Raw genomic sequence first — 14,627 nt, 5'->3', positions numbered from 1 at the left:
ATTAATCAGTTGAAAGACGGCACTTCGGTGCCGTCTTTTTTGTGAAAAATCGATTGAAAGTAATCAATTAGATGTGGTTGCTCGTGTTAGATTCGACAGTGTATTTTTTGCATGAAGCAAGTTGTTGCATTGTAGATTAAATCATAACGAACACGGAGTGTGAGGCATAAAAGGTTCATGTCGTATATTTGACAGCTTTTGATTGTTATAGCTCTTAAAATACTGGAATGTTTGCAAAGGGAAATTGAATGAAAATATATATTTATGGTGCTGGAAGCATTGGGTGTTATTTAGGCGGAAGATTGGTTGCTGCAGGTAGTGATGTTACTTTTATCACGCGTCCACGTATTCATGCAGAGCTTTCCCAATTTGGCTTAGTCTTAACTGATTATTTAGGCAAAAAGATCAAACTTGCACCCCATCAACTCAAACTAACGACTGATCCTGCTCATGTTGTGGATGCTGATGTTGTTTTTATTTGTGTGAAATCGGCGGCAACCGAACAAGTTGCACATGAAATCAAAGAATATTTAGGGGCTAAAGCACCGCTGATCATCAGCTTTCAAAATGGCTTAAGTAATGTCCCTATTCTAAAAAGGGTTTTGCAAGGGTCGATGATTTTAGAGGGAATGGTTCCTTTTAACGTCGCCACGCAAGAAGCTGGGCATTATCATCAAGGCACATCAGGTGCATTAAGTGTTAGGCAATATCCAAATCAAAATTTGCTTGAAAATGCATTTCAAAAAGCAGGTTTAGAGATTGTTTTTGAAAAAGATATGCTGGCTGTGCAGTGGGCCAAGCTTTTACTTAATTTAAATAATTCAATCAATGCATTGTCAAAAAGACCGTTAAAGGAACAATTGTCGATTCGTAAATATCGCCAATGTGTGGCAATGGCGCAGCAGGAAGCTTTAGCACTGCTTGATTATGCACAAATTAAACCTGCAAAGTTAACCGCAGTTCCGACCCATTTAATTCCAAAATTGCTGAGTTTACCCAATCCATTATTTAAATTATTAAGTCGTAAAATGTTGGCGATCGATCCATTGGCTCGGTCGTCTATGCAAGATGATTTAATTGTAGGTCGCCCCACAGAGGTCGACTGGATTAATGGTGAGGTTTTAAAACTCGCAGAACAATGCGGTAGACAGGCTCCAATCAATGCACGACTCATAGAATTGATTAAGCAAGCAGAGAAATCATCGCCTTCATTTTCAATGAGTGCAGATACTTTAAAAGATCAGTTGAAATCTGCAGCGAAACAATAGCTTGAGCTGAGGGAAGTCATTCATACGCAAATCATTGAAGATTTATAAGGATCGTCTTTGAGTATGTCTGAAAAACCTGTATGTTAAACCTTGATTTATATTTTGATTGGGGAGAATAAGGTGCTTTGGGGAAAAGAAAGAACGGTAGAAACACAGCAACATGACATGCTCGATGAATCACAGTTAAGTGTTTTTTATCCAAAAATCCAAGAATTCCTCAATCAAGTCAATCAAATCGTTTTAGATAAAAATCAACAAACCCAATTGGCCCTATGCAGCCTGTTAGCAGGTGGGCATATCTTGTTTGAAGACTTGCCCGGTTTAGGCAAAACCACATTGGCCAGTAGCTTGGCACATTTGGCCGGTCTTCAATTTAAACGGATTCAATTTACCAACGACATGCTGGCAAGCGATGTGATTGGGGTGAATATGTTTAACCAAAAAGAACATCAGTTTGAGTTTAAGCAAGGGCCAATTTTTACTCAAATTTTACTCGCAGATGAAATTAACCGTTGTAGTCCAAAAACGCAGAGTGCGCTCTTAGAGGCGATGGAAGAGGGTGTAGTGACGATTGATGCAAGTCGTTATGTACTACCACAGCCTTTTTGGGTGATTGCAACGCAAAATCCACTTTTTCAAAGTGGAACCTATGCACTACCAGAGTCACAGCTTGACCGTTTTCTTATGCGTTTATCTTTGGGTTATCCATCACGTCAGGCAGAAAAGGCTTTATTGCAGCAACAATCCCGTCATGACTTGATTCAGCAGTTGATGGCTGTATTTTCCGAACAAGACATTCTTGCCTTACAAACTTTGGTGCCACAGATTTATTTGTCTGAGGAAGTCTTGGACTATATTTTAGATTTGGCGGTTGAAACCCGTAAAGGTCGACATGGTTTATCGACTCGTGGCGTACTGGCTTTGAAGAAAGCAGCACAAGCCTATGCTCTAGTTAAAGCCCGTGCATTTGTTACACCCGATGATGTACAGGCTGTATTTGTCGCAGTGACTGCGCATCGTATTGGGCTGGGTGAAGCTGAAACTGAGCAGCTTATGAAGCAAGTCAAAGTTCACTGATAGGATAAGCTGACGCATGTTGTGGCAAAACTGGATAAATAAACGCTTTCAATTTAAGGTTGAAAAACAACTGACCCAAAAAGATGTACTGGTGTTTATTTATCAGCAAGGATATCTGTATGTGGTGCTGATTTTAATCACCTTTATTGCAGGGGTGAATTATGCCAATAACTTAATTTTAGCGTTTTGTTTTTTAATCAGTGCCGTGCTGTGTATGAGTTTTTATTTGACCTTTAAACAGCTACATGGGTTAAGTGTTGACCTTGTATTGCCTGAAATAGGGCAGGTTGAGAGTGCATTGCAATTACAAATGCATTTCAAACAACATTATTCACAGCCTCGATACCTTTGGCTCGCTTATGCTGATCATATAGAACAGTTGTTTATTCAAGATACCCATCAGGTGTTCGATTTAAATTTTTTTCCAAAAGAGCGCGGACAGTTTAGTTTTCCAGAGATTAAAATATATTCGACTTATCCATTTGGCCTCGTTCGTGCATGGAGTTATTTTTTTATCCAAGCACCTGTGTGGATAGCGCCTAAAGCTAAGTCTTTAGCGGCAGAAAATAAACAGCAACAGCACAGTTTTGAACCGGACATGGATGAATTTCGAGAATTACGAAATTTTAAAGAGGGCGACTCTTTACAGGCGGTTTCATGGAAACAAGTGGCACAAGGACAAGGGTTATTTATTAAGGTTTTTGAGCAGCATCAGGATCAACACAGTTTAGACATCCACTATGCACATATGCCGAGTCCTTCACATGAAGAAAAATTGAGCTTAATGATGGGCTTGGTTGAACAATGTGAGCAGTTGCAGTATGCCTATGCACTGTATTTACCCCATGCTGAACTAGCCAAAGGGATAGGACGAGAACAATACCTCCAAGCCAAACTACTTTTGGCTCAGGCATAGCGAGAACAGTATGCATTCTTCTATTCGTATTGCCATTGTACTGACACTGAGTTTGATTTGGATCACACAACTAAGTTTTAGCCCTGTGTTATTGAGTGTCATTTTCACCATTTGTATCGGTTGTCTATGGTATTTCATGAAATCCACGGGCAACTATTTTCCAAAATGGGCAATTTACATTTTGACGCTTGTTGCTTTAGCGGTCACTTTTGGGAGCTATCAAAGCTTTTTAGGGGTGGAAGCGGGCGTAGCCGTTTTAAGCATCTTTCTCTTTGCTAAAGCCTTAGAAACAAAAACGCAGCGTGATGTGATCATTCTGTTTAACTTTGCATTATTTGTTGCGGCGAGTATGTTTTTACATAGTCAGTCATTTATGACGGCTGTGATGGTTTTACTCTGTTTATTGAGCTGTTTGTTGGGGCTATATCGCGTGCAAACCCATACTTTTGCATCTGAAAACTCGAATCGGATGGCATTACGGCAAGATGCAAAACACGTCATTAAATTTGTAGGTCTCGCACTGCCTTTTTTTGTGCTGCTGTTTATCTTTTTTCCGCGTTTACCCCCACTTTGGCATATTCCAATTCCTGAAAATAAAGCAGTGACAGGCATGAGTGACAGTATGTCACCTGGAGATATTGCGCAATTATCCCAGTCCAGTCATTTGGCTTTTCGTATTATCGGTGATGTCACTCAGCTCCCAAATCGTTCAGAGCTTTATTGGCGCGCGATGGTCTTAGATCAATATGATGGGCAAAAGTGGACCAGTAGTTTTATTAATCAACAAAGTATTGCGGATGATACATTAACGCATATCTCTACATCCAAAAAATGGAACTATCAATATTTAGCCGCTGATGTCGCGATTCCGTGGATTATGGCATTGGAATATTCACAACCCTTAGAGCGGCGCTATCAGCTACGCCAAGATTGGAGTATTCAAGCTTATCGTCAAGTCCAGCGGGTGGAACCTATTGCATTGCAATGGATGGGAAATGTTCAATTTGCCCAGAGTGAATTATCTAAGGTACAACGAAGCATAAACTTAAAAGCGCCTGAGCACACGGACTTGAAAGCACAGCAATTTGCACAGCAGCTCTTTAAACAAAGTAACGAGAATCCGAAACGTTATATTCAAAATGTTTTGCAATGGTATCGCAATAATGGTTTTAGTTATACCTTGCAGCCGGGCTTGTTGGGACAGCATCGTATTGATGAGTTTTTGTTTCAATCCAAACAGGGTTTTTGTGAACATTATGCTTCTAGCTTCGCGATGCTGATGCGCTATGCCGGAATTCCAGCGCGCATTGTGGTTGGGTATCAAGGTGGCCAGCCTTCACCAGATGCAAAAAGTTGGGAAATTCGACAGTTAGATGCGCACGCATGGACGGAAGTCTTTGTGGATGGGCGCTGGAAACGCTATGATCCAACAGCGATGATTGCACCACAGCGTATTGAACAGGGTATGCAAGATTTAATGAGTCAAAATGCTAGTGTTTGGGGTGAGAGTAGTCGATGGAATGTACAGCGCTATTCGGTATTAAACAAAATGCGCATTTGGAGCGACTATGCAAGTTACCAATGGCAAAGTAAGGTGGTTGGCTATAATGCAGAGACTCAACGAGGTTGGTTACAGAAGCTAGGACTTCAATCCAGTTATTCATTGGTATTGCTGATTATTATTAGCATCGGTGGGTTAGTTTTACTGTACTGGTGGGTTATATTTTGGCGTAAACGTGCTCAAACTTGTGAATACGACATGGTCGTTCAATATTTTTCTCGAAACTTAACAACTGAGCAGCGTAAGCAAAATGCTGAAACGGTCTATCAATGGCTGATCCGCTTAGCTCAAGACGTTAAACCTGAACAGCAAGTTTCATTTAAGCAGGCGGCTGATTATTATCAACAAATGCGTTATTCCAAAACGTTGAATTCAAAAAATATTCAACAATTTAAACAAATGCTTAAAACTTGTGCATCTGCTTTAAAAAATAAGAAATAGCGCTTGTCATGTATTTTAAAAGTGAATATTATGCTTTTACTTCAGGTGTATAGCTCAGTTGGTTAGAGCGCTACGTTGACATCGTAGAGGTCTCCAGTTCGAGTCTGGATATACCTACCAAAATTCGTTGATATTTCAACACATTAAAGCCCGCTTAAAAAGCGGGCTTTTTGTTTTCGGGGAAGATTCGGGGTATTTTCGGGGAATGGCGTAATTCCCCAATGTGGAAAACTCATCCATTTAAATTTAAAAACAATTATTAACGATAGCTAAATCAATAACTAATTGGACATCTATTCTTATTTCATCGGGACATTTTTTTCTGTTTTAGGGTTAAATGAGACTACACAAAGCCGTGGAACATTGTTAATAAGTAATCATGAAAATCATTAAAAAAACCCAGATCGGTAGGTCTGGGCTTTTAACATTGACATAAAACTATGAATTATAAGAAATAAAAGAGAGCATTTCGTATAAGGTGTATTATGTTAATTTTAGAAAATCTTGAAATTTATCCTTAAAATTCATAGCTACTCAGAATTAACCTTAATTAGAAACTTCCAATTGATTTAGTAAATTCTGATTTATACAAAATTTTGTAACTTCAGGAATCATTCTTGAAAGCTCAGAAAATGTTTTAAAAGCTTCTGGATTTTTAGTAATAAAACTTCCGGGTAGTGCAATTTTAATATTAGAAAAATCCATACATGATCTATTATGATAATGACTTAACCAAATATATTTATCTCTTAAAGATTTGTAGAGTTTTTGCGTTTGATTATCTGTTGAATCCTTTAACAGTAAAGCTTTTGTAATCTGGAATTCAATAGCTTCTTTATATACTCGTAAATAGCCTCCTTCTAAATTTATATGTTCTTTATACTGAATGTGATTAGCACAAGCATTTTTAACCACAAATGGATTGTTCGAATCCGCATCTACTGAGGCTCTTCCAAATCGGTTAAAATCTAAATAATTTGTTCCATTATCATCAACAATTAAAGATGTGTTATACATTGTATTACTTAACCAGTTTATGGATTTCATGAGCTTAGTATTTTGAACTACATCGTCAGCTAAAATTACTCGTGGATATTTAGCTTGATAAGCTTCTGCTACATATGCAGCTCCAACCCCTTTTCCAACAGCAAAAGTTCCATCTATATATGAATAATGGTTACTGATCCCGCCTCTTAAAAACATCTTCTTTTCTGATATACATTTATATATAAGTAATCTTAGTCTTTGTAAGAGGATTAGTAACATATTAGAGGAATGGCTTAATGCAACTTCTTCATCAAAATCTAATTCTAAATTTGGACTATAGCTAACAATTAAAGAGTCTGAGATGAAAGCAAAAGAAATCTCGTAATGGCTAAATAAATCAAAATTACTCTTAGCATAATATGTTTTAAGCTTTGAGTCATTATTTTGTCTCTCAAAAATTTTAACATTACTTTTCATAAACTCTATAAGTTGTTTAGCTGTTTGTAAGTCGTTAACTTCCCCATTAATTTCTTGATAACCTAAAAGATCTACAAAAAGAGTCCAATGTAATAACTTCATAATTACTTTCATTAAAATTTAAAATAGGTGTCCATATCTTATATATTTATTTATAAAAATCACCACATTTAACATACTGGCGAATATATGAAATTAAAAGCTGATGATCCATCAAATGAAAGCATCAGCTTATTGGTATGACTAACGATAGCTAATCCGCTCAGGTTTAGGCGCTTCGTGACCCTCTAAATAGTGATCAGTCATCTTCACAGTTGCGTGGCCAGCCAGTGCCTGCGCGTACTTCTTTCCATACTTCTGTGTGATGTTATAAATGCCCAAAGCACGTAAATCATGCAGAGATGGTCGTTGGTTTAGTTCCAAATGATCATACGCACCTGACAAGTCCCGATACTTTTTAAACTGCTTGGTAATATGATCCTCAGTTACAGCAAAAGGATGCAGTTTCGCATTACGGATTTGTTCGTTAATGCGGTCTGGTCGTGTTGCAATCAGGTAAGGGCAGCGTAGTCGCATAGAATGCTCTATACACTGCAATACGACTTCCCGTAGCTCAGGATGCATATCCACTTCAATAAACACAGGCTTGTCGTAATTCAGCGACTTATGCTGCAGTACGGTCATGGTGTTGTCTTTGATGTTAATGCTTGAACGCTCCATCACCACCAGATCGGCACGCCGTTGAATAGAATGTAATGCCAGATCAATCGCCAGTTTTAACCACGGCGGACAAACCGACTTCACTAATTCAATCGACTCGTTAGAATGTCGCGTTCTGACTTTTTCTGGTCGTATTGGCTTTAAGGTTTTCTCTGCAATATTTTCAGGTGCCCAGCCGTTGGCCACAAAGTATTTCCAAATGTCGATAAGCTGTGAACGGTGCTTTTCTGCCTGAAAGTCGGTCTGCTGTTTCAGGTATTCAGAAATCATAAGTAGAGTAATGTCGGTGCAATAGAACTGCCCCCACATATCCTGATATTTACCAATGTTCGCCGTGACATTGACCAAGGTATTTTTGGCAAGTTTCTTCTTGGGTAAGTGCAGCTTTTCATATTCATCCAATGCTTGGCCAAAGTTTGGAATATGACTTTGCTTATGTGCTTTTTCTACTGAAGATAGAATTTTAGACACAATGTCTGGGTTACGCTCAAGCACGGTGTTGAGTGCCTGAGCTGCCTTAATGGCTTCATTACGGTCTTTACCCAGTGACTTACGCTGTCCGTTCGGTAGTAGATAGCGGAAGTACATGGTGCCATTGGGCTTTTTGTCGACTTCGACATGGGGAGGTAAGTCCAAGTTCCCCGACTTGCGACCTCGAGGAGCCATATTAAATCTCCGCTAAAATTCGGTCTGCAATGGAGTTACCCGTTTTAGGTGGAGACTCTAGTTCCACCTTAGGCACTTCATCTGTATAGAACAACGGCGCACCCCAACTGGTACATTCGACATACCATTGTTTACCAATTTTTTTACCACTGAGCCAACCACGTTTTATATGGCTGACCAATGTGTCACGGCATGGACGGGATTCTTCGTCTTGCCAATAGCGTTCAGCAAATACGCTGAGCTTGAGGCGTTTGATATTAGTGGCCATTTGGAGTTTCCTCCTTTGTACATATACAGGTACCAAAAAGGGCATAAGTTAAAGGACTTGGTGCATCGTCTGGTGTAACCGCCTTAATATTTTTGAAGTAGCTTTTCTTTTTAAATACGATTTCGCATACACCATTTGCAATGGCTATTACTTTGCCCGTCTTAGATGAATATCTAGCACTATTTGTTGTTTGATAAGTTGTAGTGAATCTAACGCTATCACCAACTTTAATGGTTGAGTGATCTGCGGGTATATATTTTTTACAGCTTTCACAACGATATTCTTTAGCCATAACCTTACCCTCCAACTGCCATTAGAATGGCAGTAATGACCAACCAACATATAAAAGCTAGGCCAAGGAAAAGGGCAAAGTCGCGTAGATTCGCCCAAATAATTGTGCGAAGTGCAGGGCGAAGTTCGGCTGTTGTAGGGGATTGGAAAAGAATAGGCGTCGTTTGACTAGCTATAGGCTTTTGTTTCATACTTATCTCGCAGTTATCTGTAAAGCACCCATGAGTTCGAAGGCAGGGGTGCTTTTTTGTTGTGTACGAGATAAAGGTAAGTTAACTTACCTAAAATGTCAAATAGTAATTTAGCTTACCCAAGGTTGGGCCAATTTTCTGGTACAAGTGCATGTGGAGGTGCCCAAAATGGTTCAATCATACAATCTGTAAACCATTGTTCATTGAAAAGTGCATGTTCTGTAACAATGATTTGAAAATTAGGTACTTCCTCTTTTATAAAATTAATTAGGAACTTGAACAAGTTTTTAACAGCCTGAATATCATCTCTATTATAGTGTTTGTTATCGCGTAAATCAGTTTTGGCTTCTAATCCTAATTGAGGAAAGTATACTTGACTTGGTTGATCGAAAATTATGAAAGATGGAACTGGGCAACTAAAATTTTGAAAATAATAATGAAAAGCTAAAAGAGCAGAAATATGTAAAGCCAGATGATTAGCACCACTACCTATTTTATTCATAGGTATAGATTTTCCAGAAGATCTTGTTGTAATTAAAGTTAAATTTTTTAAATCGAATCTGGTTGTAGAAGTACCATGTTCATAATTTAATAGTTTCAAATACTCGGTAATTTTTAAAGAAATCTGAAAAATAATTGAATCTAATTTCTCTGAAATACTATCATACTCTTCAAGAGCTGTTTTTAGATCTGAAAGTTTGAGCTGTTTTTGAATTAATTCTTCTTGAAGGCTTTCAGACGATTTAATATTTATATTCTCGATGAAACTTTTAATTTTTCCAATTAAAATATAATAGTTTGCAAGATCGAATGAATCATTTAAATATGTATTATTGGCTTCATTGAGATCTGCAAGTTGATGATTTAGTTTGATAATATTTTTATCTATATCATTGATTCTCTTTGATAATTCATCAAAAACTTTGTTTTTATTAAGATCATCAGAAATCTTATTGTAAGTTTTTAGTTTTTTACTAATACTTACCAAGTCTGATTTAACTAATTTAATAATTTCATTGAAACTTTGACTATCTGATAACTCTATATTTTTGAAAGCATTTATTGTAGATAGTCTAGATTCCAATAGTTTTTGATTTGTAAAATAAGTGTCTTTTTCTGAGAAGAATTTTTCTAGTAGAGACTGTTCAGTAATTAATTTGCTTTTTTCCTTTCGGAGCTCGAGAATTTCTCTTTGGATACTAACGATTACTTCGGAAAAATCTTCTTGAAGATTAGCTTCACTAGTTTTTAATTTTACTAAACTTAAGAGTTTTTCTGGTGATAATACATTTGAAATGTCGATTTTAAAATTTGATGCTTCATTTTTTAGATGATCAAATATTAAATAGCTGCCATCATTTTGTTCATTTTCAATTCTTTTTTGAATCAAATTTATATCTTTTGATAACTGTTTGATTTTTTCGAAGATTATTCTATATTCTAAGGATTCCGCTTTCACGATAATTGGGAAAGTATCTTTAATGGCTTGAGGAATAAAACTTTCTGATTGTCTGTAGAACAAACTATCTTTATTTGCTATTAAAGATTGAGGCTGAAATAAATAAAATTTGGTATGAGATAAATTAATATTAAATGAAGTACGTGTTTGATTAGAATCAACATTCGTATATTCATTTGGAATATTCAGTAAATTATTAAATAACAAGGTTAAAGTATCATCATTAGAGTTATTTTCTAATTCTTTGAAATCACAAGCAGTGAGATCTACTCCTCTTTTTAACATTAACTGGCTACAGCTAGCTTTTCCATTTTCGGGTAGTTTCTTTGCAATCAATACATCTTGCTCACCTATAGTATAAATTACACTAACCCATGAAACCTTAGACGTGATAACCCCTTCTGCAATTAAACAATCTGATTTTCCCAAGCAATATTCAATAATATTGATAATTGAAGATTTTCCAGTAGAGCTTAATCCTGTAATAATATTTAGCCCATTAATTTTGAAGTTAATACTTCTAACATCACCATCGTGACTATATATATGTATGGATTTAATTTTCATGGATTAATACCTAGCGTAATAAATATACCAGTTACATCATCTATTTTTGAAATAGAGTTAGAAATAGTATTAGAAGTTTGGAATTCATATTTGAGATTGGTTTTAAAGTAACTTTTATTTAGAAATTTATCATTCAATTCAATTGTGCCGTCTTGTACAGACAAAATTTTAGCTTCGGCAAGGAAAAGTAGGGCGTTGTTAGTGATCTCAATTGAGTTAAAGTAGTTTAATGGGAATGATGAGTAAATATTTCTATTAGATTCAACTATATGGAAAAAATTTTTTCTACTATTATTTAGAAAGCATGATGCATAGTCTTCATTAAGTACTAAGGGGAGAATTACATGTATCAATGCTGGTGGGATACTTTTACCAGATTTTTTTTGATAATGATCAATGAAATTTGCAATAATCAGCGCACAATAAGATGGCGAAAATAAAGCTCTTGATTCACTAGGTTGCTTCTTAAAATCAGTCATTTTATACCTATCAAGGAAGTTTTGGCAGCCAATAGATTAAGTCGTCTTCTTTGTCAGCTAAGATATGAAAACTTCCTCTCGTTACATATTGTTCTGTAACTTTGGGTCTGATAAATATATTTGTGTTCTGAGCCCAACTAAAAATTGCACGTCCAATTTTTAACAATTCAGGTTGTGTAATTTCTTCATCATCAAAATATTGATCATCTTTAAATCGTTCCCATTCATCTATTAGTTTTTTTTCAAATTTTGATATTTCTTCAGATGTTACTAAATTGGATTTTAACCATTCAACTCTTTGATTATAGGCGCGGAAGAAGTCGAAAATAGAGCGTTGAAGTTGGGTGTCTCGTATGCTTATATGTTTCATTTTTTGTACAAAAAGAAAATCATTGTCCAAATAACTTGTTATATCAACTTGATCTTGTGTCAATTCATCAAATGTTATAGGAAGATTATCTACAAAATATTGCTCACTTATTTGTTGAAGTTTTGCACTTATATCTCTAACAATTAAAGGATCTTTTAAACTACCTGTCATTTTTTCAATAACTTTAGAAAACCACCATCCTTCTAATGTTTCGTATACATTATTTCTATATTGTTGGTTCACCGTTCTAAAATAATTATCCATAATATCATTGGGTATATCATTGATTCTTATTGATTTATCTATAATTGTAATCCTGTTGAATAATTCAATTTTTTTAGAATCTTCTAGTGCTTTAAATTTTTCTCTGATAGGAATTATAGTTTTGTTAGTTGAAGTATCTAAAATTTTTTCAATTTGAGTTATATCCTCTAACCGAATAGTTCTCTTACTTCCATCTGTGATGATTTTTAAAAATGAGCTATCAGATACTTCAGCTGTTGTACACAATAAGAAATTTATTGGAGTAGTGATAGTTTTTATTCTATCGATCCAGATATTGACTGATTTCCAGAAATCAACTGAAAGGTCTGTAAGAGTATCATTAATCTGTTTATGCTTTAATGATAGTAATTGTTTCCCATCCTTTGTATTAAGCTCTATATCATCTAATGCTTCAATATGGACTTCGCTCTCTTCATTGATTTTAAATGACTTGAGAAGAGCTAATCTTATTTGGTAATCGTAACCAATACTTGATGCAGCAGCAGCATAAGGATTATTTTTCAAAATAGTTTCCCCTCTATGAATTATAATGTGACATCTTTATAAATTATAATTATACATCTCTATAAAGGCCCACAACTTTTCCGACCAATTTACATCCATCTTCTAACGCTATAGCTTTTTCCAACCATTCAGGATTTAGCGGCTGCAAATACATGTTGTCAGTCTCAACAATTAACTTCTTGAAAGTAGCAGCTTTACCAACCTCACTCGAAACAATGACTAGATCTCCAGTTTTTAAGTCACTTACTTGAAAGTCAGGATTCACATAAATTTTATCGCCAGGGCGGAAGTCTGGAAGCATGGACTCTCCAGATACTTCTAGTCCGTACCCATGTTTGCCACATTTCGGGTTTGGGGGTAACCATTCTTCAAACTGTGTACCCGCAGGCACAGCTTCTACACTAGTCCAAGTACCAGCTTGAACCCATGAAATAACAGGAATTAATCGCCCTGAAATTTGAAAAGGCATGGATACATTTGAGTCAGACTTATCATTTGTGTCCCCATTTAATAAATATGCAGGAGATACGCTAAGTACTTTTGCTAGTGCCATTAAACTTTCATGTTTAGGAAGATTGTCGTCTTTTTCCCAATAAATAACGGATGTCTTAGACACGCCTATCGCATCAGCAATTTGTTGTTGCGTAATTTTTTTATTTTTTCTTAGTTCTTTCAGGCGAGTTCCTAAAGTTTCCATAAATTTTTGCCCATTTTCAATGTAAGGAATCTTACCATTTGACTAGGTAAGTTTTATGTTATTTAATAAGGTAATAAAAGTTACCTAATCGAGTGCAGTTAATGACAAAACAAGAAGCATTAGAGCTTTTGAATTGCAACGTTACAGACTTAGCTTTGAAGCTAGGAATTAGCTCTCAAGCAATCAGTCAATGGTCAGAAAATAAAATTCCACTTGTGCGTGAATATCAAATAAGAGATTTGGCCAAAGGCTTATTACCTTTAAAAAGAAGTACATCAATAAATTAAGCCGCATCAAATTTAAAAACACGTTCAAAGGAAGCCGTTATGAACATATTAGATGCTGCTTATCACACCGTGCACGACTACAAAGGTGGAGCAAATGCACTCGCACCTCGTATGGGTATCAAAAGTCCCGCCGTGCTCAATAGCAAAGTCAATCCAAATACAGACACCCATCACTTGACGCTAGTTGAAGCATCCAAGCTGATGGCGCTAACCAACGACTATCGAATACTGCAAAGCCTCAATGCCCAACACGGCAAAGTCGCAATCAACCTGCCTGACATACCCGAATGCAGAGATACAGCACTCACAGATCTAGTGCTGAGCTTTGGGATGAAAGGCGGAAACGTCTACACGCTGTTTAAAGAAATGATGGCAGACGGACGCATTACACGCGGGGAAGCCATAGACATGTCTAAGGTCATTCACCGACTACACGAAATACTGGCCGAACTGGATGCACAAATACACCAGTGCGTAGACGACAAATAGAGGTAACCCATATGAGTTTAGATGCAACGATTTGGGCTTGGAGAGCGGAAGTAGACAGTTCTACACAACGCCTCATATTACTTTCACTGGCAGACCGCGCAGGGGAAGATCATAAGTGCTACCCAAGCATTATGCGAATGGTCAAAGATACCAAGATGAACCGCAAAACCATCATCAAAGTTTTAGACGACCTAGAGAAAAAAGCCCTGATTAAATATACAGGGAAGATCGTCGGCAACGGCGTAAAAGTCTACCAACTGCGGGGTGTGGTCGGTCGGGAAGATCATCCAACCAGTACCAAAAAAGGGACTAGTGGTAAAAACGGAACTAGTTCCAATTTAGGTACAGGTTCCAATATTGGTACTAGTACCGAAAACGGAACAAGTACCAGTCCCAAAAACGGTACCGAGACCAGTACCGAAATTGGGACACAGAATCTCCCAAGGAATCTTCCAATAGAATCTAAAAATAAAAAAGACTGGCTTTGCTCAAAAAAACTTCGTGAAGAAATTACATTGGCCGATGACAGCATCGAACCAGAAACCCTCATGACAGCGAAATGGGTGGAACGAGAAAAACGCGCCTTTGAGATGTACAACCAAGACAAAACCATTTGCGATGAACTTT

The 14,627-nt window shown here is 36.8% G+C and carries 15 protein-coding genes and 1 tRNA gene (1 of these 16 running past the window's edge); 8 read left to right on the top strand and 8 right to left on the bottom strand.

What is annotated here, in order from left to right; genetic code table 11:
* Positions 1–248 precede the first annotated feature (248 nt).
* The 5 genes from RR876_RS00780 (at position 249) to RR876_RS00760 (ending at position 5,383) form a co-directional block, all read left to right on the top strand.
* Positions 249–1,268, top strand: a complete 1,020-nt coding sequence (locus tag RR876_RS00780; protein WP_332477040.1) for a 2-dehydropantoate 2-reductase — start codon at positions 249–251, stop codon at positions 1,266–1,268.
* A gap of 165 nt (positions 1,269–1,433) precedes the next feature.
* Positions 1,434–2,345, top strand: a complete 912-nt coding sequence (locus RR876_RS00775; RefSeq protein WP_332477156.1) for an AAA family ATPase — start codon at positions 1,434–1,436, stop codon at positions 2,343–2,345.
* Between the two features lie 16 nt (positions 2,346–2,361).
* A complete protein-coding gene (locus tag RR876_RS00770) occupies positions 2,362–3,261 on the top strand; it encodes a DUF58 domain-containing protein (RefSeq protein WP_332477041.1) in 900 nt (299 codons plus the stop codon).
* 10 nt (positions 3,262–3,271) lie between these two features.
* Entirely contained in the window at positions 3,272–5,263 is a 1,992-nt protein-coding gene (locus RR876_RS00765) for a DUF3488 and transglutaminase-like domain-containing protein (RefSeq protein WP_332477042.1), read from the top strand.
* A 43-nt stretch (positions 5,264–5,306) separates the two neighbouring features.
* Positions 5,307–5,383: transfer RNA gene (locus RR876_RS00760), tRNA-Val, on the top strand.
* A 426-nt stretch (positions 5,384–5,809) separates the two neighbouring features.
* Here RR876_RS00760 and RR876_RS00755 read toward each other — a convergent pair.
* The 8 genes from RR876_RS00755 to RR876_RS00720 all read right to left on the bottom strand — a co-directional run bounded on the left by RR876_RS00755 (position 5,810) and on the right by RR876_RS00720 (position 13,224).
* Positions 5,810–6,829 (bottom strand): hypothetical protein, encoded by a 1,020-nt coding sequence (locus RR876_RS00755; RefSeq protein ID WP_332477043.1) that lies wholly within the window; start codon positions 6,827–6,829, stop codon positions 5,810–5,812.
* Positions 6,830–6,970: 141 nt separating this feature from the next.
* Positions 6,971–8,113: a tyrosine-type recombinase/integrase gene (locus tag RR876_RS00750; protein ID WP_332477044.1), complete on the bottom strand. Its 1,143-nt coding sequence runs from the start codon at positions 8,111–8,113 to the stop codon at positions 6,971–6,973.
* 1 nt (position 8,114) lies between these two features.
* Positions 8,115–8,381 carry a hypothetical protein gene (locus RR876_RS00745; RefSeq protein WP_332477045.1) on the bottom strand — a complete coding sequence of 89 codons (267 nt, stop codon included), beginning with the start codon at positions 8,379–8,381 and terminating at the stop codon, positions 8,115–8,117.
* Positions 8,371–8,673 (bottom strand): hypothetical protein, encoded by a 303-nt coding sequence (locus RR876_RS00740; protein WP_332477046.1) that lies wholly within the window; start codon positions 8,671–8,673, stop codon positions 8,371–8,373. The genes RR876_RS00745 and RR876_RS00740 overlap by 11 nt, the downstream gene beginning before the upstream one ends.
* Before the next feature lie 305 nt (positions 8,674–8,978).
* Positions 8,979–10,889: a DUF3732 domain-containing protein gene (locus RR876_RS00735; protein ID WP_332477047.1), complete on the bottom strand. Its 1,911-nt coding sequence runs from the start codon at positions 10,887–10,889 to the stop codon at positions 8,979–8,981.
* The gene (locus RR876_RS00730; protein ID WP_332477048.1) at positions 10,886–11,368 is read right to left on the bottom strand and encodes a three component ABC system middle component; all 483 of its coding nucleotides are present in this window, start codon (positions 11,366–11,368) and stop codon (positions 10,886–10,888) included. The genes RR876_RS00735 and RR876_RS00730 overlap by 4 nt, the downstream gene beginning before the upstream one ends.
* Before the next feature lie 10 nt (positions 11,369–11,378).
* On the bottom strand, positions 11,379–12,527 hold the full coding sequence (locus tag RR876_RS00725; protein ID WP_332477049.1) for an ABC-three component system protein: 1,149 nt from the start codon (positions 12,525–12,527) through the stop codon (positions 11,379–11,381).
* A gap of 49 nt (positions 12,528–12,576) precedes the next feature.
* Positions 12,577–13,224 (bottom strand): S24 family peptidase, encoded by a 648-nt coding sequence (locus RR876_RS00720; RefSeq protein WP_332477050.1) that lies wholly within the window; start codon positions 13,222–13,224, stop codon positions 12,577–12,579.
* 101 nt (positions 13,225–13,325) lie between these two features.
* Between RR876_RS00720 and RR876_RS00715 the strand changes: the two genes are divergently transcribed.
* The 3 genes in view from RR876_RS00715 to RR876_RS00705 are tightly spaced (at most 39 nt apart) and all read left to right on the top strand, a layout consistent with a single transcriptional unit that may run on beyond the window.
* The gene (locus tag RR876_RS00715; protein ID WP_116763120.1) at positions 13,326–13,511 is read left to right on the top strand and encodes a Cro/CI family transcriptional regulator; all 186 of its coding nucleotides are present in this window, start codon (positions 13,326–13,328) and stop codon (positions 13,509–13,511) included.
* 39 nt (positions 13,512–13,550) lie between these two features.
* Entirely contained in the window at positions 13,551–14,000 is a 450-nt protein-coding gene (locus tag RR876_RS00710) for a phage regulatory CII family protein (protein WP_087011036.1), read from the top strand.
* A gap of 11 nt (positions 14,001–14,011) precedes the next feature.
* Positions 14,012–14,627 carry the 5' portion of a helix-turn-helix domain-containing protein gene (locus tag RR876_RS00705; RefSeq protein WP_332637059.1) on the top strand. The gene runs 395 nt beyond the window's last position, so the window shows 616 of its 1,011 coding nt (coding positions 1–616); the start codon lies at positions 14,012–14,014; its stop codon lies beyond the right edge, outside the window.

Origin of the sequence: Acinetobacter sp. (genome assembly GCF_036666595.1) — a bacterium.
GTDB lineage: Bacteria > Pseudomonadota > Gammaproteobacteria > Pseudomonadales > Moraxellaceae > Acinetobacter.
Note: the sequence above shows the minus strand (reverse complement) of the source record. Positions and strands in the feature narration are given on the sequence as shown.